Raw genomic sequence first — 24,240 nt, forward strand, 5'->3', positions numbered from 1 at the left:
GATCTGCCGTCTATTTGATTGGGAAACCTGGCGGCTGGAGCAGATCGTGACGCGCCTGCATGCGCAAGGCCGCCTGCAGCGAGACGTGACGATCGAGGGACGTCCGGGAAGGTATTTGCAGGGGCAGGAGATTGAAGAGGGTGAGAGCAAGGAGAGAGGGGGAACCTACGAATGATGTCAACGAATAGATGGCAGCTGGCTGCGGCTGTAGCCGGCATTTTGTTGGGGGCGCTGCTGTTGGCTGGCGCGGGGCAGCGGACGGCGGCGGCAGCAGTCAGCGCCGCGCCGCGCATGATCAGCGCGGCCGACGCAGGTCAGGCCGGCAATATCGTGTACACCGTACGGCGTGGAGACACGCTGTATTCCATCGCACGGCGCTACCGCACCTCCGCGCTCACGCTGATGCGCATCAATCAACTCAGCAATCCCAATCGCATCTACATTGGACAGCGCCTGCTGATCCCGGTCGCAGGCCCGACGCCAGCGCCGACGACGGCGCCCGTGGAGCCGGTGGAGGAGATCACCATCATCCAGCCCTCGATGGGGATGACGATCACCAGCCCGGTTATCGTGCGCGGCGTTGGGCGCGGCTTCGAGCAGAACCTGGGCGTGCGCATTCTGGACGCCGCCGGTTTTGAGATCGGCGGCGGTAATGCCATGATTAGCGGCGAGTTAGGTCAGCGCGGGCCGTACACCGGAGTGATCACCTTCACGGTGCCGGCCAACGCGCAGCCGGGCCGCATCCAGGTTTTTGCCGCCAGCCCGCGCGACGGCGCGTTCGAGCATCTCAACTCGGTTTCTGTGCAGCTGCCTGGCTCAGGGCTGGACGCTGCGCTGGAGAAGCTTAAGGCCGCGTTGGAGTCGGCTGACCAGGCGGCGCTGGAGCAACTGCTGGGGCGGCCATTCCTCTTTGGCCTCTACCGCAGCGAAGGGCTGCAGAGTGAAGACCCGGCGCAGGTCATGGGGCTGCTGACGTCGTATGGCTTGGGCAATCCCAAGATCTTTGTAGATTTTTCTGTGGATGCGCGCAAACTGCTGGAAAAATCCGGCGGCGCGCCCGCAGGGGTTGAGCATGTGGCCTACAGCACCGGCTGGGGCGCGGATGGCGCCTGGTCCGCGTTTCTTTACCTGGGCAGCCAGGGGGGCCAGATGCGCTGGACTGGCATCGTGTTGGTTTCGCCTGAGGCAAGAGATTTCTAACCAGCGAGCTACCGCAGCCGCACGCGGCCGAGGACAGCGGCTTGTTCGGTCAGATTGACAGGTAATTGAAACTGCGTGGTGGGATCATGCAGGCTGACCAGGATGTCGTATTCGCCGCTGGCGGCGTCGGCCGGCAGGGTCAGGCGATAGTGCTCCTCGCGCAATCGCCCGACCTGCCAATCCGTTGGGGGCGTGTCTTCGATGTTGGCCGGCCAGTCAACGCTCACGGCCGTCTCTTCGCTGGCCGCATGGCGCAGACTCGTCACCACGACATAGTCCACGCGCAGGCGCTGCAGCGGCCGCCAGAACAAGACCAGATCGAGAGCCTGGCCGGGCGCGAGGCTGCGGCGATTGACGTCGTAGCCCACCAGTTCAATTTGGTCGTCGAAATTGAGCGCCACCGGGTTGGGCAGGCCGGCCTCGGTGAGACGCGGTTCGATGCGCAGATCGCTCAGCGGCGCACGCACGGCGCCTGCGGTCGCGGTCAGCCTGGCAGGGACCGCGGCGCCGTCGCTGGCGCGGGTGACGCTGACGAACAGGCGGCAGGCGCACGGCGCGGGTGCGGTCTCCGGCAGGCGAAGCTGATGCTCGTCGCGCACCTGTTCGCCGGCCCGCCAGCGGCTGGTGGCATAGTTGCCGCGGGCGGGGAAACTATCCTGGCGCAGGATAACCAGGTCGGCGTCATCCACGATGATCAGGCTGATGCTGTAATCGGCGCCAGGCGCGGTCAGGGCCTGCCAGAAGAGCGTCACCTTCAGGGTCTGGCCGGGCGTCAGGTCGGTTTCTGGAATGGAAACCGCGCGCAGGCGCAGGGTTTGGTCGAAGGTGGCATCCACTGCGCTGGCGGCGGCGACGGCGGCCGGGCTGGGCGCTGACGGCGCGGCGTAGGCGGGCGCGATGGTGAACCAGGGAATCGCCGCGGCCAGGAGGATCAAACCGCTGCCCAGCCACAGGCCCACCCGATCGCGCCACACGAAGGGCGTCAACGTGTTGACGCCCGCAGCCCAAAGCACAGCGACGGCGGCCACGGCGGGGAAGAGATAGCGACCTTGCGGCGGGTAGAGGGTGGCCCAGCCCCAGACGGATACGAAGACGATGAGGCACCAGGTGATCAGCAGCCACAGCTTGAGTGAGCTGCCGCGCGCCGCGCGTGCCAGATGCTCGCTGGCCGTGCGTTCGACCAGGCGCAGGCGGTTGAACCGCCACCAGACGATCAAGGCCCCCAGGCAGCCGACGATCCCCACGATGGTCAGGACATTGTAGACCACGTAGACCCAGGCGGGCGGGGGCACGTTGAGCCAGCCGAATAAGGCCCAGAACGAGCGCCAGGCATAGTTGCCTTGCTGCACGAACTCAGTCCAGGTCGGCCAATCCGGCCGCGGGGGCAGCAGTTCGAAGAGGCTGCGCAGGCCAAAGACATTGCCGCTGAGCAGCAGGTTGCGGACGTACCACCAGCCCGCGACGAGGAACGCCAGGCCGAAGGTGATGCCGTGCCACTGCCAAAAATAGGCCCAGGAACGTTCATGCATGGCAAACGCGGTCAGGATAATGAAGGTGAGCGGCAGGAGCAGCAGGGCGCTTTGTTTGGTCAAGGCAGCAAGCCCCAGCGCCAGGCCCAGGCTGATCAGGCGGCGCGTGGTGGGCGGCCGGTTGAGGGTGCGGGCGAGCAGCAGTAGAATCAGCGCGGTGGCGGCCACGACCAGGTTGTCGTTGTTGACCGAAGCGCTGATGAAGATGAACTGCGGATTGGTTGCCACGAACAGCGCCGCCAGTTGGGCAATGGCAGGCTGGTTGGGGAATACCTGCCAGGCCAGCCCGTAGGCGCACGATACGGTCACTGCGCCGAGCAGCAGCGAGAAAAGGCGCAGCACGCGCATGGCGAACACTGCGCCGCGCGGAGGCCAGGCGTAATCGGCCCCGTGAATGACATGATTGACATTGGCGATGGTTTCGGTCTGATTGAGCGCCGCATGTGGATTGAGGCGGATGATTCGACTGGCATCGCTGAGGTCAATGGGTAGGGTTAGCCAGTCGGCCAGTAGGTAGTAGAGCGGGGGTTGCGCAGCCAGTTGGCGCATTGGCGAGTCAGGCGCGGCCAGGGCCGGCGGCAGGCCATGGCCTTCGCGCAGCCAGCGGACAAACTGGAAGTGCAGGTCTTCATCAGGCGACTCGAAAAGCGGGTTGACCAGGCTGTAGGTCAAGCCCAACAGCAGGAAAATGATCAGAATGAGAACAAGGGGGCGCCGGGCCGCCGGTGGTTGTTGATCGAGCATGGTGCCTGTCCCAGATTGTTTGGCGGCCCGCGCGGGGCCGTGCGAGGAGATTATAGCACAGCGCGGTCAGAAGGCGAATGAACTGCCGACCAGAAAGGACGCTTGATGCACAGCGTGCCAACGGATACGCCGAATGAAGTTGAAATCATCGCAGCGGAGAACCGCTTGATCTGGCATATTCACGCTGCGCCCACGCACGCGGAGGTGAACCTGCGCGGCCATCGTGTGCGGCTGGAGGCGTTGGCCGACAGCGGGGGCGGCATCAGCGTGGTGGTTGATGCGGAAGCGCCCTTTGCCCTGGAGATGGAGGCCGGCCATACTGTTTTCTATGAATCGGCGCCCGCCGGGCGCACGGCCTATCTGCTCACCTACCTGGATCGCACCGATGTGCGCCAGGTTTGACAGAAGTCGGGTTCCCACAAGAAACCCGACTTCTTGCTCATTGACTTTCATTCCGAACAGAAGTCGGATTTCACAAGAAACCCGACTTTTTGTTTGACCTGACCTGCATCATTGGCGCTTTGCCACTGATCTGCTACACTGTCCGCAAGGCGCGCGGCCTTGCGCCCGCCCACTAGGGCGATCAGGAGTGAATGCCTCCGCCTATCGAAAAGAATCTTGTCAGCCACATTATTAATAGAAAGAGGTACATCATGTCGGTCAAGATTGTGAAGGATATTATGCACAAGGGCGTCATTGCCTGCCATCCCAACACGGCAGTGACCGAGGTTGTGCGCGTCCTGGCAGATACTGAAGTCCATGCGATTGTTGTCACCGGGCCCGACGGCGAACTGACAGGCATCATCTCGCACATGGACGTGATTCCCTTGTTTGGGCAACCGCTTGAGGGCAAAACGGCCGGCGAGATCATGACTCGTAACGTCGTCACGGTCAGCCTGGAGAATACCGTGGGTGAGGCGATGAAGCTCATGGTTGAGAAACATATTCACCGCGTAGTCGTCACTGAGGCGGGGCCGAATGGCGCGCGGATTCCAGTAGGTGTCCTTTCGACGACCGACATCGTGCGCGAGATGCGCGGGTCGCGCTGGATGTGGTATTTCAGCCCTAATCCCTGACCCCGGCGAGTCGCAACCAAGAGGCTCACAGCCGTGTGACCGGCGCGTTGCGCGCCAGTCACCGAATCAACTTGAAAAGCGAGAACAATCATGACTGCAACCATCATTGATGGCAAGGCGATAGCGGCACGCATCCGCGCGGACCTGGCGCTGGAAGTGGCCGCGCTGCGCGAGAAGACCGGCCGTGTGCCTGGCCTGGCCACCGTGCTTGTGGGGGAGAATCCAGCATCGCAGGCCTATGTCAGCTCCAAGCGCAAAGCCTGCGCGGAGCTTGGCATCGAATCGTTTGGGCACGAGATGCCGGCGTCCATCGGCCAGGCTGATTTGGAAGCGCTCGTGCGTGATCTCAACGCCAACCCGGCCGTCAACGGCATCCTTGTGCAGCTGCCGCTGCCGGGAGGCCTGGATGAAGAGGCTGTGCTGAGCACCATCAGCCTGGAAAAAGATGTAGATGGATTTCACCCGATCAACATTGGGCGGCTGAACATGAAGGGACGCCCGCCGCTGTTCGTGCCCTGCACACCGTTGGGCTGCCTGACCTTGCTCGAAGATGCGGGCGTGCACATCAGCGGCGCGGATGCGGTGGTGGTCGGTCGCAGCAACATTGTGGGCATCCCGATGGCCGCGCTGCTGCGCAACCATGACGCGACCGTCACGGTTTGTCACAGCCGCACGCGCGACCTACCCGCCAAAGTGCGCCAAGCCGACATCGTGGTGGCGGCCATCGGCCGACCGGAAATGATCAGGGGCGATTGGTTGAAGCCAGGCGCGGTGGTGATTGACGTGGGCATCAACCGGATTGCAGACGCCAGTAAGAAGAGCGGATCACGCCTGGTGGGCGATGTCGCATTCGAGGAAGCCAGGGAGGTGGCCGGCGCCATCACCCCGGTGCCTGGCGGTGTTGGCCCGATGACGATCGCCATGCTGCTGCAGAATACCGTGACCAGCTTCAAGCGCGCGCACGGGTTGTAACTCATGGCTAAAGAACGAGCGGTTGAGGAGATTCAAATTCAGATTGGCGACAGTCGCTACACGCTGACAGGCGGCGGGTTTGCGGACATGGTGGATAAGGTCAAGGGCGTGCCTGGCCGCCGCTTTCGCTCTTTTGCCAACGACAAACACTGGGTGCTGCCGGTTTCACCGGAGGAAGCCGAGACCGCGCTCAGTCCCTACCACTTGACTCTGGTGGGCAAGGCGCTGAAAGTTGCCATCATGGATCCGACCAACATGCCGACCTCGCCTGACGAGGCGCTGCCGTTGTTGCAGGAAAATCGCGCCCTCTTGGAGAAGATGATCCAGGATCTGCGCGATGTTCCCTTTTTACTCGGCCGGGAGCCTGATCATCTGGGCGCGGAGGAGAAGAAGCTGGTCATGCGGAGTGCGCGGGCTGTCGTGGGTTGGAAGGGCTGAGGTGCAGCGCTTCCCACGCAAAGCCCAAGCGCATCTGCACGGGCGCGGCGCGGCCGTTGAGCAGAACGTACGGCGCGGCCTGCGCCACATCCACGCCTAATTTCTTGAGCTGGCCTAAGTCGCTGAGCTTGCCATCGAGGCGAGCGCGTAGAATGTTGCGCATCGTTTGAGGGCCGATGCCCGGCACGCGCACGAGGTCTTGCGGCGCGGCGCGGTTGATTTCGAGTGGGAAACGCTCTGGGTGCTCCTGTGCCCAGAGCGTTTTTGGATCCTGATCGAGCGGCAGATTGCCCTCGCCATCAAACGGCAGTTCTTCGACGCGAAAGCCGTAGGCGCGCAGCAGGAAATCGCTTTGGTAAAGACGAAATTCACGCCGCGGCGGCGTGGCGGGCGCACCTTCCAGCGGGGTGTTCCGCACGGGGCTGAACGCGCTGTAGTAGGCGCGGTGCAGTCCCACCTCGCGGTACAGGCGTTGACTGGCGCCGAGCAGATCGCGGTCGCTCTCGCCGGCCGGGCCAACCACGAACTGCGTGACCATGCCGGAGCGAGCCACCTGCTGGCCGCTGTTCCCCTGGGTTTGCTGGATCAAGCGCCGGGCACGCTTCAGCGGCTCGACCAGGCTCTCCTCGAAGGTTTTCATCGGCGCCAGGCGGCTCAAGTGCTGCGCTGTGGGCGCTTCCAGGTTGGTGGACACCCGGTCGGCCAGGTGGACGGCGCGCTCAATCTGTGCTTCTTCGGCCGCAGGCAGCATCTTCAGATGGATGTACCCGCGGAAGCCGTACTTGAGCCGAATCAACTCCACGGTCTGCAGCATGCGATCCATCGAGCGCACGGCGCCGATGATGCCAGAGCTGAGAAAGAGGCCTTGCACCAGCCCAGCTCGCTGCATCTGGTCGAACGATGCGGCCAACTCGTCCGGGCTGAGGGTTTCGCGGCGAAAGTTGCGGCCAGCGCGGAAGGGGCAGTAGTAGCAGTTCTTCTCACACGCGCTCGTCTGCAGAATTTTCAGGATGGGCGCCTTGCGCCCGTTCGCGCTGAGCTGTGCGATCGAATCACGCAGGTCAGGCACGCGTGGGGGCAATGCCGCTGGCATCGGCTCGCCTGCTTCCAGGCACGCGTCGTACTGCGCCGCTTGTTCCAACCACTCAATTTTTGTGCGTACGTCCATGGTGTGCGCCGCCCCGATGAGAAGATGGGGGTATTATACAGAACAAATGTGCGACGAACAAATCAGGAAAGGGCGTCCAACCCGAAGGTGAATGCTTCCCGCCGGCTTGACGCATGGTGGCATCAAGCCTATAATGATCTTGGCCAACATCTTGGCTAAGATAAGACGATTGTTCGAACGGTGCAACGAGAAGTTGAGAGGTGTCGCCATGCTGATTCTGTCTGTAAGCGAAGCAAAACGCCAGATCAAAGATCTAGTCGAACAAGTTGGCGGGCGCAACCAGGTTTATTACATCACGCGTTACAGCCGGCCCAAGGTTGTCATGCTGAGCGTGGACCAATACGAAAGCCTGGTGCAGCAGGTCCACCGGCTGCAGGACGAGCTTGCGGCCATCTCGGCTACGCTGGACGCGTCCCCTGACGACGACGCTCCAATCTGGCTGCCCACGCCTGCTGGCGGCGTGCGAGCCTTCCAGCCGCACCGTCCGCTTTCAGCAGAAGCGCGGGACGCGATTCGCCGCGCTGCGCAGATGGCTCTGACGCAGCGTAATCGGACGGTCGAGCATGTTATCCAGGATGGGCGCGCGGCGCTCGATCGCGCTCGCGAGGAAGCGATCAGGGACGGCCGCGCCATTGACGACGAGGCCGAGGCGGTTTTTGATGACTGAGCGCCTACCAGGGCATTCCGATCCTGGATGGCCTGCATTTCCTGTACGTTGTGCGCGGCGACCGTCCGACTTAGGCCCGGACTCGATTCAGAACAGCGGGAGCTGAACGCCGATCGGGGCTGGGCGGGGTGGTAGTTTTTCCAGTTCGCGCAGCGCTTTCAGCGCCGCGGCGATGTCATCTACGAAGCGCGAGGGCGCGTTCTGCACGCTCTGGCCGAACAGAAAGCGTGTGCGGGCGTACGTCAGGATCAGCCGCTGCTGGGCGCGGGTCATGCCCACGTAGAACAGCCGCCTTTCCTCTTCTACATCGAACCTCTCGCCCTTCTCAACCTCTGACCCCGCGCCATGGCCGTTCGGGCGCGCGTAGGGCAGCAGCGATTCTTCACAGCCCACGATGAAGACGACCGGGAACTCCAGGCCCTTCGACGCGTGCAGCGTCATCAGCGTCACGCGGTCGGCGCGGGGGTCGTAGGCATCGGTTTCACCTTGCAGAGCCAGACTTTCCAGGAACTCGGCCAGGCGGTCATCGAACGGCGCGGCCCGGCGCGCCAATTGCGCGATGTGCTCCGTCTCGGCCGGCTCCGCGCCCAGGCTGCCCTGGCTGCACGCAAAGCGGTAGACGGCTTCGATCTGGCGTGCGACCGGCTGATCCGCGGCCAGCTCCGGCGCCTGCCAGAAGTCAGCCAGGCTGCGCAAACGCTGCTGCTGCGTCGCGCTGAAGTCTCCGGCCAGGCTTGCCTGTCGCAGAGCCTCGCTCAGCCCCGCCGGCTGACCGATCACGCACGCCCACAAGCGACCAAAAGCGCCGGTGGCAAACGCGCCTTTGCCCACTCCAAGCACGGTCTCCAGGTGCACCTGCGCGGCCGGCTGCAAACGCAGCCACAGGTAGGCCAGCACATGATGCACGGCCGGCTGCTCGAGGAGCGATCTCTGCCCCACGTGCTGAAAGGGGATGCCAGAGCGTTCGAAGGCTTCGACCAGCAGCCGGCTCTGCGCGCTCAACCGGTAGAGCACGGCAAAATCGGCAAACGACCGCGGCGTCTCCGGCTCCGTGCGGACGCGGCCCGAATCGAGCGAGAAGTAGCTGGTGCCGCCCACCATTTGTTCGATCTGATGGACGACCGTCTCAGCCTCGGCGCGGTCGGTCGGCGTCTGCACGATCTCGATGCGCACTTGCTGCACGAAGTCGGCCAGCGGCCGCACGGCCTGCAGCGACAGTCGTGTGCCGCGGTTGAGCGCAATGACCTGCATGGCCGCATCCAGGATCATCTGCGTGGAACGGTAGTTCTGACTCAGGTGCAAACGCCGGGCGCCGGGGTGATCCTCGGCAAAGCGCAGGAAAAAGCGGCGGTCCGCGCCGCGGAAGCCGTAGATGGCCTGATCCGGGTCGCCGATGACGGCCAGGTTGGCGCCGCCTGCGGTCAGTAGACGCAGCAGCCGGTATTGGGCCAGGTTGATGTCCTGGTATTCGTCCACGCAAAGCCAGCGCAGGCGATCATGCACCTGGCCGCGCACCTCGGCCTGCGTTTCCAGCAGGTGCACGGCTTGCTGAATCAGATCATCGAAATCGAGGGCCTGGCTCGTCTGACGTGCCTCCTCATAGCGGCGAAAGATGTCTGACAAACGGGCGTCATCGCAGATGCTGCTCAGTTCGGGCGCGGTCGGCGTCAGCAGACGATTCTTGGCGTCGGCAATCCAGGCCAGGAACTGATCGCGCTCTGCCAGGCGCAGCTCTGGCGCGGCCTGCGCCAGCAGCGCGCGGCGCTCTTCGTCCCGGCAGATCACGAAGTCCGGGCTGATCCCCAGGCTGGCGCCCCATTGGCGCAGCAGCCACGCGCCGAAAGCATGAAAGGTTTTGATCGTGATCCGCCGCGTCACCTCCACGCCCAGCAGGTCGGTCAGGCGGGCGGCCATCTCGTGCGCCGCCTTGTTGGTGAAGGTGATCGCCAGGATGGCTTCCGGCGCCGCCTGCTGCGCCTGGATCAGGTACGCGATGCGCACGGTCAGGGTGCGGGTCTTGCCGGTGCCCGGCCCGGCCACAATGATCAACGGCCCCTGCGTGTGCAAGACGGCCTCGCGCTGCGCGGCGTTGAGCGACGCCAGAATAGACGATCCCGCGGGCTCGCCCTGATGATGCAAAGCAGCGTGGTCGCCTTGATCAGGCGCCCTGGCCGCGTCGTCCTCGTTTGCCGCCTCGATCAAGAAGAGCTGACTGCCTGCGGCGCTTTCACGCAGGTGGCGCACTGCGCCGCTCACCGGCTCAGTCGCGCTGGCGACCGTCGTCACCGCGCCCGCGGCGGCAGGCTGCGATGGATGAATGACCGCAGCGGAGGCTGCGCGGGGCGCTTCGGCTGCGAAGAGGCCGCCCTGAAGCAGACCTGGCCCGTTCCCGGACATGGCGAACAGCTTGATGACGCCGTACTCGCCGTCGTAGCCCGCGTCAGCCTGCACCTCGCCGCGGCGCATGCGACCGATGCCATCGGCCAGGCGTTCGCCGCCCGCGCGCGCGATGTCGGTCAAGGGCGCGGCTTGCAGGATGGTCAGCTCCGGCCCCAGACGCGCCAGGAGCTTGTTGTACTCCTGCTCCACCTGGCGTGACCCGGCGCCCACCGCGTACACCTGACCCAGGATTTCGGGCAGCGGAATCAGGCTGACGAACGGCGCCGGACGCGGCGGGCGCTGACCAGGCGGCCGGTCGGCCAGGGCTTCGACGCGGTGCATAACCCCGATGGTGACTTCTTTGCCGCACACGGGGCACAGGCCCTGGTGTGTGCGCGTGGTCGCCGGCTCCCAGCACACCTGGCATTTGCGATGGCCGTCGAGATGGTATTTGCCCTCTTCCGGGAAGAATTCTACTGTACCCTGGAACGCAGCCGGGTCGCCCGTTTGCAGCGCACGGAAGAGCGCCGGGTAGGAGAGTTCGGTGTCGAAGAGGGTGGCTTCGCGAGCCAGTTTCTGCGGCGAATGGGCGTCCGAGTTGGAAACCAGGGTGTAACGATCCAGGTTGGAGACGCGCCAGTTCATGGGCGGGTCGGAGGAGAGGCCAGTTTCGAGCGCAAAGATGGATGGCGTCAGATCGCCGAAACATTCCTCCACGGAATCGAAGCCGGACTTGGAGCCGAGCAGCGCAAACCAGGGCGTCCAGATGTGCGCGGGAATCAAGTGGCACGCCGGGTTGATGTTGAGGATGATTTCGAGCAGGTCGCGCGCATCGAGGCCAAGAATGGGGCGGCCATCCGCGCGGATGTTGCCGATCTTCTCCAGCGCAGCCTGGATCTTGGCGACCGCGTCGAAGTCGGGCGCGAAGATGACGTTGTGAATCTTGCGCGTCTGGCCGTGCTTCTTGTAGATACTGCTGATTTCGCCGCCCAGCAGGAAGCGGACGGGGGCCTGGCAGCTTGGCGGCACCGTTTGCTGGACCCCAGGTCATCGTTCAGGCGATAGAGGCCGTCCTCGGCCGGTTGCAGCCGCGCGCGCATCTCCTGCAGCCAGCCGGGGTGCGCAATATCGCCGCTGCCGACGACGTGCACGCCCTTGAGCTGCGCCCAGCGCGCAAGCTGTTCGAACGTCAGCTCTTTACTGGTGGCGCGGGAAAAGTGCGAATGGATGTGCAGATCGGCGACGAATTTCATGACACGACACGGTTAGAATTTGGGCCGCAGTATAACACAGACGGGGCCGATTACCAGAAATCGCGTTTCTCCCAGAAACCCCGGTTTCGATGAGGCGATTACCACGTTTGTTTCTCTCCCTGGTGTATGCTAGAATGACTCCTGCCCCGATCTGAGACCTTCAGGGGTTGCAAGCGCCTGTCGAAACTTTCATGGCGATGACCCAAACACGCTCTTCTAAACGATCCCTCGTGTGGTTGGCCTGCGGCCTGCTGCTCGGTCTGCGCCTGGCGATCCAGTTCCCTGGCTGGCTGGCGTTGAACCAGGGGATGCGCGCCTGGCGTACCCAGGATTTGGGCCTGGCAATTGATAGGCTGCAGCGCGCCACGCAGCGCGTGCCCACCTCCGCGGTGGCCTGGCGGGCGCAGGGCCGCGTGCAGTTGGCGCAGGTGCAGCCAGCCGCGGCGCGTTCGGCCCTGGAGAAGGCCCTCGCTTTGCAGTCTCACGATCGCCTCACGCATTTAGAGTTGGCGCGGGCGCTGGAGCAGGTCGGCGCCGACGATGAGGCGCAAACGCACTATCGCCAGGCCGGCTGGCCCGCGTACGCCAGCCTTCGTCGCCAGGCCCAGGCCGCGCTGAGCCGGGGTGCAGTCCGCGACGCGGTGAAACGGGCGGGACAGGCGGCCGCGGTGGAACCAACCCGCGCCGAGGCCTTCTATCTTTGGGGCGAGGCGCTGTGGGCGCAAGGGGATCAGCCAGCGGCGGTCAGCCAATGGCAGGCGGGACTGGCCTTGGCAGCCAAGCAGCCGGCGGCGCTTGATGACTATTACGAGGGCCGTGTGGCCCTGGCGCGCAGCGATCCCGCCGCGGCTGTGATCGCTCTGCAAACAGCCTGGCGACTCGACGCCACGCTGCCGTGGACGGGGCTGTGGCTGGGCGAAGCGTTGTTGGCGGATGGTCAGCCTGCCGCGGCGGCCAACGCCTGGCAGGAACAGACACGCCGCTTTCCCGCCAACCCGTGGGCTTACCGCCGCCTGGGCGATTTGGCTCGCGCCCAGGGCGATGCCGCGGCTGCCCAGAGGTGGTATGATTTGGCAGACAGCAGATAAATGGGCAGGTGCGATGGAATCAGGAAGCAAAGACCGGCTGTTGGTGATCGTGCCGGCGTATAACGAGGAGGCCAGCATCGCGCATGTGGTGCAGGGCGTTTTGACGACCCATGCCGATAATCGGGCGCGGCGCCTGCCCGCAGCTTCTGTCCTCGTGATTGACGATGGTTCGACCGATCGCACCGCGGACGTGGCCCAGGCAGCCGGCGCCATGGTCCTGCGCTTGCCCTATAACCTGGGCATCGGCGGGGCGGTGCAAGCCGGCTTCAAATTCGCCGCGCGGTACGGCTATGCCTTTGCCGGGCGCGTGGATGGCGACGGTCAGCACAACCCGACCGATTTGCACGCGCTGCTGGCGCCGATCGTTGGCGGCCAGGCCGATGTGGTGATTGGGTCACGTTTTCAGAACGGCCCGACATCCTACCGCGTGCCCACCAGCCGGCGCTTGGGCATCCGTCTGTTTGCGGCCCTCGTTTCGCGCTTGACGCACTGTCGCGTGACTGATCCTACCTCCGGGCTGCAGGCCGCCAACCGACGCGCAATCGAATTCCTGGCGCGCTGCTATCCGCAGGATTATCCCGAAATCGAGGCGCGCATCCTGCTGCACCGCGCCGGGCTGACCACCATCGAGCTGCCCGCGGTGATGGCCCCGCGCCGCGGCGGCGTTTCTTCGATCAACCACTGGCGCGGCGCGTACTACATGGTCAAAGTGCTGCTGGCCGTGCTGATCACCGCCGTCAAGACAGCTCCCAATGTGTCGCTGCGAGAGTAGAGGCTGGATACTTTGTATTTTGTACTTTGCACTTGCCATTCAGCGTTCCGCATTCATCATTCAGCATTCCAGGGAACCATCTGATGCCGCAGCCGATTCTGAAATTGATTGCCATCGCGGTGAGCCTGGGATGGCTCGGCCTCATTTTGGAACTGGTGCGCCGCGGGCGGCTGCGTGAAGATCACGCGCTGCTGTGGCTGCTGACGGGCGTGGCGCTCCTGGCGTTTTCGCTCTTCGAAGGGGCGCTGCGTTTCATGGCCGACCTGATTGGCGTGGTCTACGCGCCATCCATCCTGTTTGGTATTGGCATGATGTTCGCCGTGGTCATTTTGCTTTTCCAGGGCATTACCATCTCACGTTTGCAGACGCAGAACAAGGAACTGGCGCAGGATGTGGCGCTCTTAGCCTGGGAAGTGCAGCAATGGCAGAAAGCCAACCGGGCTGACGGCCGAACCGACGCGGCCTCCCCGGACGGCCAGGTCGAGGGCGCGGCCGGGGAGGCCGCGGCCGGCCAGGCTGGCGATTGAAATCGCGCCTGAAGGGCGTGCCGCCCGGCGCCCACCTGCGTGGGCGCAAGATTGGCCGGCGGCGCGCCCGTTCGCCCCGAATTCATGCGGCGGCCGGCCAGGCCAGCGATTGAAATCGCACCTGAAGGGCGTACCGCCCGGCGCCCACCTGCGTGGGCGCAAGATTGGTCGGGGGCGGCTGGCGATTGAAATCGCGCCTGAAGGGCGTGCCGCCCGGCGCCCACCTGCGTGGGCGCAAGATTGGCCGGCGGCGCGCCCGTTCGCCCCGAATTCATGCGGCGGCCGGCCAGGCTGGCGATTGAAATCGCACCTGAAGGGCGTGCCGCCCGGCGCCCACCTGCGTGGGCGCAAGATTGGCCGGCGGCGCGCCTCTTCGCCCCGAATTCATGCGGCGGGCGACCGGCGGGCGGCTGGCGATTGAAATCGCGCCTGAAGGGCGTACCGCCCGGCGCCCACCTGCGTGGGCGCAAGATTGGTCGGCGCAGGCCGACCTGGAGGCGGAACGCCCGTTCGCCCCGAATTCATTCGGCGGCGGCCGGCGATTGAAGGCGATTGAAATCGCACCTGAAGGGCGTGCCGCCCGGCGCCCACCTGCGTGGGCGCAAGATTGGCCGGCGGCGCGCCCTTTCGCCCCAAATTCATGCGGCGGCCGGCGATTGAATCGCTGCCGCGAGGATTGAAATTGTCTCTATGACCTACCGCTGTTATGTGATCGGCCTCGATGGGGCCACATTTGATTTGATCCTGCCGTGGGTGGCGCAGGGCAAACTGCCCGCGTTTGCGGATCTGCTGCGCCGCGGCGCCTGGGGCCAACTGCGCAGCACCGTGCCGCCCATGACCGGCCCGGCCTGGACCACGTTCGCGACCGGCGCAAACCCGGCTCGGCACAGCATTTACGATTGGGTCTATCGCGAGCCCGGCACCTACAATTTCGTGCCTGCGACCGCGCGCAACCGGCGTCTGCCCAGCCTGTGGAGTCTGCTCAGCGCGGCTGGCCGGCGCGTGTGCGTGGTCAACGTGCCGATGACCTTCCCGCCGGAGCCGGTCAACGGCCTGTTGATCTCCGGCCTGCCCACGCCGTCCAAGCAGGTCACGTTCACCATCGCCGACTGGCGGAGGTCTGAGCGCCTCACGGCAACCATCTCTATCCTGATCGGACAGGCTTACTTCGACGTGGTGGATGCGTTCCCATCTGCCCAACAGCACCACGGAACAGCGCATCAAGGTGGTCGAAAACCGTGCGGCTGGGAAGCGAGATTTCTTATGGTGTCTTCAGGCACCGGACACCGCCTACGCCATGGAAGTTCTCGAGGCGGCGCATCTGCCAGGCGACCGGCCAGCCGCGAGCGATGCCATTCTGGCTCTATCATTCGATCGCTGGCTGGCGACGTAAATCGCCCTTGCCGCACCGTGCTGATGCTGATGTCCGATCCGCAATGGCCCATTCACAGTCTGATCCATGTCAACAACGTTGGTGCCAGCAGTTTTCTGCGCATCGTCCGATTGGCGCCGCGCCCGCTGCCGCGCGTCGGTTCAGCCCCATGTCCGTTTATGATCTGCCCAGCGCCTGGGGTTGGGCACTCTCAAGAGGTGGCGCGGGGCCAGGGCGCTGCGTACGCTCTTCTTCTTCGATGACGTGGATTGGCGGCCGCAGGCCCAGCAATACATCGGCCAGATTCGGCTGCGCGCGGTCGCGCTCCAGGGCGTGGCCGGCGCCGAATACAACCGGGCGCTGAAATCAATGCCTGCGCTGTTGACCGATCCGGCCACGGCGAGGCGGTGGTGATGAAATCTCACGCGAGGAACCTATCAAGCCGTATCCGACGACGCCTTGATCATTGTCTTCGCCAAACCTGAGTATTTCGGCTTCGGCGAGTACGAGTCTGTCGCACGCGATCGAAGGCGTTGCCGCCGCGGCATCTCAGGCACGCATCGCATGAACGGCATCTTCGTGGCTCCCCGTGAGCGGTCGGGTGGTCAGCGGCCGACGCTGGCTGACCTGGCGCCGACCATGCTGCACCTGTTCGGCCAGTGATTCCGGCAGCCGCCAGGGATGGCCGTGTCTTGACCAGGAAGCTCAGCGGCCCATTGGCCGAACAGGCGCAGGTGGTCGAGTCGCCGGCTTTGACAAGCGCGGGCGCGACGCCGATGCTCTTCCACGCGCGGATGAAGCCGCCATCAGCGAACGCCCGCGCGGACTGGGGTACGTGGGATGAAGGCGGACGAAGGCGACCACGCCAGACCCGATGCGGCCTGTCCACGCTGACCGTTGACCTGGAAGAATGGTTCCAGGCCTGACCAGCACCATATATCGCCAGGTGGCGCATGGCCGCAATGTGCGCCTATGCGGATTGACCGAGCGCCTACTTGGCGCTGCTGGCCGCGCACGGGGTCCATTCGCCACCTTCTTTGTGGTCGGCGCATTGTACCGCATGAGCCAGCTCATCCGCCGCATGAGCCGAGCGGGCATGAACTCGGTGTGCACGGCTACCACCATCGCTTCGTTCACGGCCGACCCCGCCCAGTTTCGGGATGAAGCCGCCGCCATGGACGCCATCCGCCAGGCGGCAAAGGCGATATTCCCATCCTGGGCGTTCACCGCCCTATTTTCGATCAACGGCGCGTCTGTGGGCGCTCGATGTGCTGGCGGCGTCAGAGGGTTTTGCCTACGATTCCAGCCTGATCCGCACGCGCAATAGCCGCTGTTGGCTTTCGCACGCGCCCGTGCGCCCGTGCGCTTCGCAATCTACTGATGGGCGCGCAATCCCTCGGCGGGACAGGCGCAATCCAGCGGATTGCGTTGCCTCGGCGGGCACTGGTATCGAGTTCCGGTCACGACCGTGAGCTGCCGCTTGGCGGCTTCCTGCGGCGGCTTTGCCTGGCGGGTGCCGCCCTATCCGCTCATTCGGGCGCTGATGCGGCACCCGGCCAGGCAGGGGACCGGTGGTGGCCTACCGTGCATCCGTGGGAATTCGACACCGCGCAGCCCGCGGCGGCGCCTCGCCTCACCGCGTGAGCACATCACCCACCGCGCTTCGGTCAGGCCGGCCTTTGAGGTCAGCCTGGAGCCGCCTGCTGGCCGGAGTTTTCCTGGGAGCCGCTGCGTGACCAGTTGGCGCAGGCTGCTTCCTGCCGCTATTGAGCCGGGCATGATTTCCGTGCATGAGGGGCAGGGACATACTGGCGTGGGATGATTTCGCCCTGGCATCGCCCCAAGCCAGCTATTACCATCTGGCGGCGGGCGGGACATCTACCGCCAGGTCATACGGCCTGCGCCCGTTCGCCCTGGTGGCGCAGGGGCGCGAGGCGCCATCGTCGGCGTGCTGCCGTTGTGTCACGTGCGCCTGGCCCAGCTCGTCCGCATCTGACCTCGCTGCCGGGTGGGACTGGCCGCGACCACTCGGCAACGCCGCCAGCGCCTTGATCGAGGCCGCGGTGGCGCTGGCGCAGCGCGATGGGCACCGCATATTGCTGCGCGACAGCCCTGACAGCTCCCCTGGGCGACGACGGCTCCGGCTGACGCCACCCGCTGGCGCACGGTGGAGCGTCATGTCACGGTGCGCCAGAGTTTACAGCCCGGCGCAGGACATCGCTGTGGAAGGCTTCTCGCACGATCTGCGCAACCCGGTGCAACGCCGCCGGTTTCGGCTTGAGCTGGGATGCCGATCAACTGGACGCCTGGTATCCGGCCTTTGCGGAGACGGCGCAGCGTAAAAGGAACGCCGGTGCTCAGCCGGCGCTTCTTCACCTGGCGCGCCCGCTTCCCGGGATCAGTTTCACGCTGTGGTCATCGCGCCACTCACGGCAGGCTTGTGGGCGGCGGCTGCCAGTTCTTGCTCGGCCAGACCGTCTGGTGCACCTGGGGCCATCCGCCGCCAGTTCCTGCGCCAACTATGCGACCTACCTGATGTACTGGAAATCATGGCGCATTTCGCCGGGTTGGGTTACGCTGCGCGTTGATTTTGGCCGCAGCTGCATCATTCCAGCCATGCCGCGTTCAAGCGGCGCTTTGGCCGGAACCGTATCTATCGCAGCGTCTGGCTGCACCGCCAGGCAGCCCTGCCCGCCTTGGATTGCTCCAGGAAGCGGCCAGAAGCGCGTTGGAACTCAGCACCTTGGCAGCCGCCGCGATGTGGCAGCGCCTGCCGCCCGCCGCGGCTGAACGCCTGAAATACGGTCGTGCGCCGTCCGTGCCGTTTGGGTGATGAGAGAACATAAAGTGCAAAGTACAAAATGCAAAATACAAAGTGCAGAGTGCGAAGGCGGAGTGCCGAAGCCCAGAGTGGACAAGTGCAAGCAGAGTGAATATCGAAGATTTGATAATTCGCACAGTGAAGGGTCGAAGAGCGCCTCATTTCAAGTTCGGAAGGATAACCTCAAATCGCGAAGCTCAAAGCCCATATTCCATTGTGGCGTTATTTGCCGCCCAGCGCACGCCGGTCCGCTGGTCTGGATCGGCTGCCAGCCTGGCGGCCGTCGTTCGCCGCGCGCCGAAGCCCGTCTTGGCCAGCAGCGCGATGACGGGCAACCCGTCGCTGGCCTGACAGCCAGCGGCCGCGGCCTTTCTTGATCCTGGAAGCCTGCAAGCGCCAGCGTCCCGGTCGTGATGATGGTATCCGCCCGCTTACACCTGTCCGGTGCTGGCCTACGCGCGCATGCCGCAGGCTAGCGTGCGCCTGGTGGACATGAATGCAGACGTTGGATTACGACCGCGCCGCTGGATCGCGCCATTGGGCCGCAGACGCTGGCCGTGGTCAGCGTCCATCCGCTGAGGCTGCCGCGGTAGCTGGACGATGTATGCGCTCGCGCGCACGCGGTCGGCGCCTTTCTTCGTATGACGACGCCGCAGGCCTTCGGCGCCATCGATCACCTGCTCCAGAAACCCGGCCTCTCTGAGACCAGTTCCTGGATCCGCTCCCAGACTGGCGACTCCGCCACCGTTGGCTTCGCGCTCCCTCATTCCTCATTCCTCGTTCCTCATTCAGCGTTCCTCGGCACCCTGGGCGACGCCGGCCTGCTCAGCTTTGGCCAGCGTAGGCCTCAGCACGGGCGGCGGCAGCGACGCTTTTCAACGACGCCGCGTTGTGGCCGAACCGCCGCGGAGATCATCGGCGCAGTCGGCCGCAGCCGTTTGGCGTCAACTGTCCTGGCCTGGGCCAGGACAGCGCAAGCTTCTCGTCGTTTCATCCACGCGGCTGGTGGTGGGTCGCAGTTGGTCTCAACGCGGCTGGCGATGACCCGCGCACCTGGCATTTTGCGCGGCAGCCGCTGAAACGTTTGCGGCTGCGCTATGAGCGCGCAGCTCCTGCGGCTGGCCGGCTGGAGCACGCGGCGCGGGCTGCGCCGCAGCATCTGCTGGCAATGCGCGTCTGCACCCTGGCAGGTTGACGCCGTCGCGCCCATGGCAGCGCCGCCGATCTACGTGCGCCTGCCCTTGCTGGCCCGTGACCACGCGCGGCGTGAGGAACTGGTGCACGCCTGCGTTACGCCGGCATCAGCCGACCGACTTCAACGGCCAAACCCTGGCCGAAATCCTCATACGCACGCCGTCGAGCCTGCCTGCCCCATCGTTTGCGCAGAGCACCGGGGCAACCTGGATTTCTAAGCGCGACCGAGATTGCATAGCGCCTGCTCACTCTGCCTACGCACCCTGTGCAGGAAGAGGATATCGAGGCGATGCTGTTCGTCTTGCGCACAATTGGTTGATGGTAGTTGAAGATTGAAAATTGAAGATTCCGGACCGAGACCGGAGATCACCCGTCTTTCAAACGCCTCGGTCTCTAATCTCTGATCTCTGATCCCTGTCAAGAGACGCCTATGTCCAAACCACGAATTCTCGTTTCGGCCTCGATGGAGGCTCGTTCAATTTCATCGGCGATTGGCTGCGACGCACAGCTGCCCACCCTGAAAGCGCCTGGTGGCCGCCAGGCGCGCGGCGAAATGGAGAGCGCCGCCGCCGCCCGTGACCTCGCCGGCCTGGAAGTGCTACGCCGCGGGCAAGTATGCCGGCAAACTCGGCGTCTTCTGGTGGCAGCAGCTGATCCCTACGCGCGTGGTCATCATCCCACCTCGCACACCTTCAAGAGCGCCGAAGTGTGGGACTATCTCAACCCGGGCCGGCTTGCGCACCGGCGTCATCGGCGTGCCGCGCACCTATCCACCCAAAGCCCTCGATGGCTTCGCGGTGTGTGCGGCCCTGATGTCAGCCAGACCGGCTACACCTCCCGCCCGGAACTGGCGTCCGACCTGGAGCAGACTGCTGGACTACGAGCTGAACATCAAGGGCGATTTTTTCAATGCCACGAAGGACAGTCCCGTGGTGCAGAAGCGCTACTGCCGTCATTGATAAGACCTTCTTCCACGCGCTTCGCGTACCTGCATGGCAAGGGATTCCGGTGGATTTTCTGCACATCACCACCTTCGACCTCAACCGCATCCAGCGCTCTTCTTCTGATGAAGAGCAACCTTGTGGGCCTGGCAGGTGGTGGACAAATGGCTGGGCGAACTGGCGCCGCAGTTCGATTACACCCTGGTCATGTCGATCACGGCACCGCCGGGTCGCCAAAGCCTTCTTCCTCAACGCACTGGCTCAAGCAGCAGGGCTATCTTTTCACGCGCCTGCCTCGGCCGATGTGCTCTTCCGGTTAGGCCTCAACCGCACCGCAATCAGCCGCCTGCTCGATGTGCTGCACCTCAAGCGCCTCTTCCCATTTTGAACTCATGCGCCGGGTGCGCGTATCTGCTGCCGAGCAGCACCGGCGTCTACGGCGGTTTGGCAATCAGGCCGTTATTGCAGCGTGTTGATTGGACTTGCCTGCGCCTTGCCCTGGCGCAGGGGCCGGTGTACATCAGCCGTGACGGCGTCCACGGAGGCGGCGTACCAGGCGTTGTGCGATGAGTTGATCGCGCGCATCGAGGCCATCCGCACCCGGAGACCGGCGCGCGGTCTTCGTCAAGGTCTATCCCGCGACGGGGCCTTTCAGGCCCTTATGCGGCGGACGGCCCTGATCTGCTGGCCCTCAACGCCGATGAGTATACATAGCGGGCCTGGCGCAGGCAAACCCGTTCGAGGCGCACCTGGCGGTGGAAGGGCAACAACCGCCGTTTTGGCATGTGCCTCCTGCACGGCCGGGCATTCGCCAGCAGGACTGAAATCACCGGCGCGCGCATCGTGGACCTGGCGCCGACCATCCTGCACCTGGCGGGCGGTACCCTGCTCCGATGATCTCGATGGCCGCGTGTTGATCGGCACCTTTGAGCCTGGCTCGGCGCTGGCGCAGCGACCTGCGCTATCAGCCAACCTGACCGCATCCCCGGCTCGGACAGCGGCGCAGGCGCGGCCTACGACGCCGAAGTCGCGTCCCGCCTGACTGGCCTGGGCTACCTGGGGTATAAGCGGCCTCATGCCACAGGTCTTGGCACGCTGCGCAATCCTGCTTTTCGCCCTTCTGGACCGCACACGCTGTTGTCACGAAACGGCGCCTGGATGCAAACCACCGCGCAGAAGCTGGTTGGTCTATCGGCTGACCGGCTCGGCGTTGGCCCTCGGCGCCACCTGGTTCTTACCGCTGCTGCCGGTCATTCCCCTTACCCTGCTGGGCGGCGCCTTGACCGACCGCGTCCCCAGCGGCGGCCTGGTCATCCTCACGCAGGTGGGCTGCTCTTGCAGGCGTTGGACTCCTGACCGTCCTCACCGCGCGGCGTGATCCAGGTCTGGCATATCATCGCGCTCGAATTCGTGCTGGGCGCGCTGGGGTCGTTGGACGTACCGGCCCGGCAGACGCTCTTGCTGGAAATCGTCGGCCCAGCGGATCTGGCCAATGCGGTGGGATTGAACGCGGCGGCCTTCAACGCCGCCCGCGTAATCGGCCTGCGCTGGCCGGCATCCTCATCGCCCAGGTGGGTGAGGCCGGCTGTTTTGGCATCAATGCCGCCAGCTTCAGCGTCGTCATCCTCGTCCTGCTGCGCCTGCGATTGCCCTTCCCGGCCGCGCTCAGCCGCCGCGGGTCGTTGCGTAGCAGCGTGGCCGCGGGCGCCGACTACCTGCGGCGCCAACCGACCCTCTTACGCCTCATCGGCATCCTCAGCCTGTGCGGCCTGGTCTTTGCCCCGTACGTGATTGTGCCCGTGTTCGCGCGTGAGGTGCTGCACGTAGACGCCACCGGGCTGGGCCTGCTGATGGCCGCCGTGGGCGCGGGCGCCGTCGGCGGCGGCCTGGTCGCGGCTGGCAGCCGGGCCGCGCGACGCCTGCCCTTGCTGATTGGCGCCAGCCTGGTTTTTGGCCTCAGCCAGATCGCCTTCGCCCTGTCGTCCACGTTTGGCTTGTCAGCCCTGCTGCTGGCGGTTGGTGGCGCTGCGTTCGTCATGTCGCAGGCCCTCACCAACACGATGGTGCAGTTGCAAACACCGGACGATCTGCGCGGCCGCGTCCTCGGCTTCTACACCCTGCTGACCATCGGCGCCGGCCGTTTTGGCGGCCTGCTCATCGGCGCCGGCGCCAGCGCCTGGGGTGCCCCATTGGCCCTGGGCTTGGGCGCAGGCCTGTGCTTGCTCGGCGTCGCTATCCTGGCCGTGGGGCTGAGGAGGAACGCTGAATGATGAACGCTGAACGAAGGACGCTCGGTCCACTTTGCACTTTGGTGCTTTGTACTTTGCACTTTCCGTTCTGCACTTTGCACTTTCCCTGCGGCGTGTTACAATCGCTCACGCTATGATCTGGACACGCCTGCGCGCGCTGCCTGTGAGCGCCGTCTTATTTCTCTTTCTGCTCTTCCTGGCTCTATCGAACCTGCTGACACGGCTGCCGCCCGCGGTCGCGGTCAGCCTGGCGTACGGGTTGGTCTTGCTGCTTCCTGGCTGGCTGCTGATGCGCTGGTTGTGCGCCGACATGCCGCTCGACTTCTTGGAACGGGTTGGCCTTGCATTCCCGCTCAGCCTCGCGCTGCTCATTCTCCCTGCCAGCGCCGTACTCGCCCTGCATCTGAATCTGACCGCGTTTCAATGGGCTTTCGGCGGCCTGGCCCTGCTCTTGGGCCTGCTGGCCCTCCTCCCCCTACGTCGGTCTCGCCCCTCGTCCCCAACCATCAATCTTCAATCTTCAATTTTCAATTTTCAATTTCTGTCTTCCAACCTCCCCCTCACCATCCTTCTCCTCGCGGCGCTCCTCAGCGTCGCAGTCATCGCCAGCCGCGGCGGGTTGGATGGCGATCAGATTGCCTATCTCGGTTTTGCGCGTGTCGTCTTCGAAGACCGCCCGCTGACTGGGCTTGACCCGCTCTTTGGCACGGGTCTGCCTGTGCCGCCGCGCGCCGCGCTCAATCCCTGGGGCATCATCCCGGCCTTCCTGGCGCGCGTCAGCGGCGCTGACCTGACCGATGCGCTGGGCCGTTATCTGCCCGCGCTCCTGGCCTTGAGCGCCCTGGCGTCGCTCTACACCCTGGTCAGCCAACTGACGCGGCGGCGTGACCTGGCCCTGTTTTTGACCAGCTTCCAGGTGCTCTTTTTCCTGGCCGCGCCCTTCCACCGCCACGGCAACCTGGCCTACGCTTTTTTTCGGCGCATCGTTTCTGACAAGTTCATGCTCCTGTTCGTGGTCCTTCCTGTGGCGTTAGCCCTCGTACACCGCGCCTTGCAGGCGCGCGCCTCGCCGCTGGGCGACCGAAACGGGCCAGGCGTCCCGAACTGGTTCAGGGAGCGGCCTCACCTCAACCCCCGGCCCCTTCTCCTCTCCGCGCTGCGGAGAGGAGAAGGGGGGAGAAGCGCGGCCGTCTTCGAGGGCCCGGCCTCCTTGCCAGAGGGTGCGGATGCAGGGGAGGGTGAGGCGCCGCAGACGCCGTCGTCACGCCTCCGGCGTGACCTACGGTTCTCCAGAAGCCTGACCCTGGCTGCGCTGGGCAGCCTGCCGCTCATCATTCACCCCATTGACACGGCCTTTTTTGCTGTGGCCGCGGGGACGCTGGCCGGCCTCGCCTGGCTGATTCGTCCCAGTTGGGCCAGCCTGCGCCGCAGCCTCGGCGTGGGCGCCATCATCCTGGGACTGTTGATTTTTCCCTTCTTGCTGCGCCAACAGGTGGAAGAAACCCGCTCCGCCTATCTTTTCCCGACGTCGTTCGCGAATCTACCGCTGCAAGAAGCGCCCGAACTGATCTTGCCCTTCCTCTGGCGCGACGCCCTGCAGATGCCTGGCTTGCAGCCGCTCATCGTCACGCCCGCGCCGGGCGCGCCCAATCCGTTCTTGCTCTACCGCCTCTGGAGCCAGATCAACGGCCAGGGCCTCTTGATCTTCAGCCCCGCGCGCTACATGAGCCACCCGGATCTGCTGTGGGATGCGGGCACGTTGCTGGCGCTGCTGCTGGCGCCGCTGGCTCTCCTGCGCGTACGGCGCAGCCCGCTGGCGCGCTTCATCCTGGCGACCACGATTCCCTTTG

Annotated in this window: 24 protein-coding genes; 20 read left to right on the forward strand and 4 right to left on the reverse strand. The window is 64.8% G+C overall.

What is annotated here, in order from left to right; all coding sequences use genetic code 11:
* Positions 1–171: 171 nt before the first annotated feature.
* Entirely contained in the window at positions 172–1,200 is a 1,029-nt protein-coding gene (locus tag ACPQ6D_RS21825; protein WP_423226466.1) for a LysM peptidoglycan-binding domain-containing protein, read from the forward strand.
* Positions 1,201–1,208: 8 nt separating this feature from the next.
* On the opposite strand, the gene ACPQ6D_RS21830 is transcribed toward ACPQ6D_RS21825, so the two are convergent.
* Positions 1,209–3,473, reverse strand: a complete 2,265-nt coding sequence (locus ACPQ6D_RS21830) for a glycosyltransferase family 39 protein (RefSeq protein ID WP_423226467.1) — start codon at positions 3,471–3,473, stop codon at positions 1,209–1,211.
* A 105-nt stretch (positions 3,474–3,578) separates the two neighbouring features.
* On the opposite strand from ACPQ6D_RS21830, the gene ACPQ6D_RS21835 reads away from it, so the two are divergent.
* The 4 genes from ACPQ6D_RS21835 to ACPQ6D_RS21850 all read left to right on the forward strand — a co-directional run bounded on the left by ACPQ6D_RS21835 (position 3,579) and on the right by ACPQ6D_RS21850 (position 5,959).
* Positions 3,579–3,875: a hypothetical protein gene (locus ACPQ6D_RS21835; protein WP_423226468.1), complete on the forward strand. Its 297-nt coding sequence runs from the start codon at positions 3,579–3,581 to the stop codon at positions 3,873–3,875.
* Positions 3,876–4,066: 191 nt separating this feature from the next.
* Entirely contained in the window at positions 4,067–4,549 is a 483-nt protein-coding gene (locus ACPQ6D_RS21840) for a CBS domain-containing protein (RefSeq protein ID WP_423226469.1), read from the forward strand.
* A 90-nt stretch (positions 4,550–4,639) separates the two neighbouring features.
* The gene (gene folD / locus ACPQ6D_RS21845; RefSeq protein WP_423226470.1) at positions 4,640–5,521 is read left to right on the forward strand and encodes a bifunctional methylenetetrahydrofolate dehydrogenase/methenyltetrahydrofolate cyclohydrolase FolD; all 882 of its coding nucleotides are present in this window, start codon (positions 4,640–4,642) and stop codon (positions 5,519–5,521) included.
* Positions 5,522–5,524: 3 nt separating this feature from the next.
* Positions 5,525–5,959, forward strand: a complete 435-nt coding sequence (locus ACPQ6D_RS21850; protein ID WP_423226471.1) for a hypothetical protein — start codon at positions 5,525–5,527, stop codon at positions 5,957–5,959.
* Here the strand turns inward: ACPQ6D_RS21850 and ACPQ6D_RS21855 are convergent.
* Positions 5,919–7,127: a radical SAM protein gene (locus ACPQ6D_RS21855; protein WP_423226472.1), complete on the reverse strand. Its 1,209-nt coding sequence runs from the start codon at positions 7,125–7,127 to the stop codon at positions 5,919–5,921. The genes ACPQ6D_RS21850 and ACPQ6D_RS21855 overlap by 41 nt on opposite strands.
* Positions 7,128–7,335: 208 nt before the next feature.
* On the opposite strand from ACPQ6D_RS21855, the gene ACPQ6D_RS21860 reads away from it, so the two are divergent.
* Complete coding sequence (locus ACPQ6D_RS21860; protein WP_423226473.1) at positions 7,336–7,794, forward strand: type II toxin-antitoxin system Phd/YefM family antitoxin; 459 nt, start codon at positions 7,336–7,338, stop codon at positions 7,792–7,794.
* A gap of 87 nt (positions 7,795–7,881) precedes the next feature.
* Here the strand turns inward: ACPQ6D_RS21860 and ACPQ6D_RS21865 are convergent, their stop codons facing one another.
* Positions 7,882–11,202, reverse strand: coding sequence for a UvrD-helicase domain-containing protein (locus tag ACPQ6D_RS21865; RefSeq protein WP_423226474.1), 3,321 nt, complete (start codon positions 11,200–11,202; stop codon positions 7,882–7,884).
* On the opposite strand from ACPQ6D_RS21865, the gene ACPQ6D_RS21870 reads away from it, so the two are divergent.
* The 11 genes from ACPQ6D_RS21870 to ACPQ6D_RS21920 all read left to right on the forward strand — a co-directional run bounded on the left by ACPQ6D_RS21870 (position 11,193) and on the right by ACPQ6D_RS21920 (position 20,529).
* Complete coding sequence (locus tag ACPQ6D_RS21870; protein ID WP_423226475.1) at positions 11,193–11,519, forward strand: hypothetical protein; 327 nt, start codon at positions 11,193–11,195, stop codon at positions 11,517–11,519. The genes ACPQ6D_RS21865 and ACPQ6D_RS21870 overlap by 10 nt on opposite strands.
* A 104-nt stretch (positions 11,520–11,623) precedes the next feature.
* Positions 11,624–12,514 (forward strand): tetratricopeptide repeat protein, encoded by an 891-nt coding sequence (locus tag ACPQ6D_RS21875; RefSeq protein ID WP_423226476.1) that lies wholly within the window; start codon positions 11,624–11,626, stop codon positions 12,512–12,514.
* A gap of 13 nt (positions 12,515–12,527) precedes the next feature.
* Positions 12,528–13,286, forward strand: a complete 759-nt coding sequence (locus ACPQ6D_RS21880) for a glycosyltransferase family 2 protein (RefSeq protein ID WP_423226477.1) — start codon at positions 12,528–12,530, stop codon at positions 13,284–13,286.
* Between the two features lie 83 nt (positions 13,287–13,369).
* Positions 13,370–13,813, forward strand: coding sequence for a DUF2304 domain-containing protein (locus tag ACPQ6D_RS21885; RefSeq protein WP_423226478.1), 444 nt, complete (start codon positions 13,370–13,372; stop codon positions 13,811–13,813).
* Positions 13,814–14,503: 690 nt separating this feature from the next.
* Positions 14,504–15,448, forward strand: a complete 945-nt coding sequence (locus ACPQ6D_RS21890; RefSeq protein ID WP_423226479.1) for an alkaline phosphatase family protein — start codon at positions 14,504–14,506, stop codon at positions 15,446–15,448.
* A gap of 429 nt (positions 15,449–15,877) precedes the next feature.
* Positions 15,878–16,111 carry a hypothetical protein gene (locus ACPQ6D_RS21895; RefSeq protein ID WP_423226480.1) on the forward strand — a complete coding sequence of 78 codons (234 nt, stop codon included), beginning with the start codon at positions 15,878–15,880 and terminating at the stop codon, positions 16,109–16,111.
* Positions 16,096–16,512, forward strand: a complete 417-nt coding sequence (locus tag ACPQ6D_RS21900) for a hypothetical protein (protein WP_423226481.1) — start codon at positions 16,096–16,098, stop codon at positions 16,510–16,512. The genes ACPQ6D_RS21895 and ACPQ6D_RS21900 overlap by 16 nt, the downstream gene beginning before the upstream one ends.
* Positions 16,513–16,975: 463 nt before the next feature.
* Positions 16,976–17,527, forward strand: a complete 552-nt coding sequence (locus tag ACPQ6D_RS21905; RefSeq protein WP_423226482.1) for a hypothetical protein — start codon at positions 16,976–16,978, stop codon at positions 17,525–17,527.
* Between the two features lie 1,368 nt (positions 17,528–18,895).
* Complete coding sequence (locus tag ACPQ6D_RS21910; protein ID WP_423226483.1) at positions 18,896–19,201, forward strand: hypothetical protein; 306 nt, start codon at positions 18,896–18,898, stop codon at positions 19,199–19,201.
* Positions 19,202–19,730: 529 nt separating this feature from the next.
* On the forward strand, positions 19,731–20,159 hold the full coding sequence (locus tag ACPQ6D_RS21915) for a hypothetical protein (RefSeq protein ID WP_423226484.1): 429 nt from the start codon (positions 19,731–19,733) through the stop codon (positions 20,157–20,159).
* A gap of 49 nt (positions 20,160–20,208) precedes the next feature.
* Positions 20,209–20,529, forward strand: a complete 321-nt coding sequence (locus ACPQ6D_RS21920) for a hypothetical protein (RefSeq protein WP_423226485.1) — start codon at positions 20,209–20,211, stop codon at positions 20,527–20,529.
* 71 nt (positions 20,530–20,600) lie between these two features.
* Here ACPQ6D_RS21920 and ACPQ6D_RS21925 read toward each other — a convergent pair whose 3' ends face one another.
* Entirely contained in the window at positions 20,601–20,726 is a 126-nt protein-coding gene (locus tag ACPQ6D_RS21925; RefSeq protein WP_423226486.1) for a hypothetical protein, read from the reverse strand.
* Positions 20,727–21,324: 598 nt separating this feature from the next.
* Between ACPQ6D_RS21925 and ACPQ6D_RS21930 the strand changes: the two genes are divergently transcribed.
* From ACPQ6D_RS21930 to ACPQ6D_RS21940, 3 genes are all read left to right on the forward strand, one after another.
* Positions 21,325–21,519: a hypothetical protein gene (locus tag ACPQ6D_RS21930; RefSeq protein WP_423226487.1), complete on the forward strand. Its 195-nt coding sequence runs from the start codon at positions 21,325–21,327 to the stop codon at positions 21,517–21,519.
* Positions 21,520–21,688: 169 nt separating this feature from the next.
* Complete coding sequence (locus tag ACPQ6D_RS21935) at positions 21,689–22,411, forward strand: MFS transporter (protein ID WP_423226489.1); 723 nt, start codon at positions 21,689–21,691, stop codon at positions 22,409–22,411.
* A gap of 112 nt (positions 22,412–22,523) precedes the next feature.
* Positions 22,524–24,240 (forward strand): DUF6077 domain-containing protein (locus ACPQ6D_RS21940; RefSeq protein ID WP_423226488.1); only part of this gene is annotated, 1,717 nt, incomplete at its 3' end.

The sequence above is a fragment of the Candidatus Amarolinea aalborgensis genome, assembly GCF_900491745.1.
GTDB lineage: Bacteria > Chloroflexota > Anaerolineae > SSC4 > Amarolineaceae > Amarolinea > Amarolinea aalborgensis.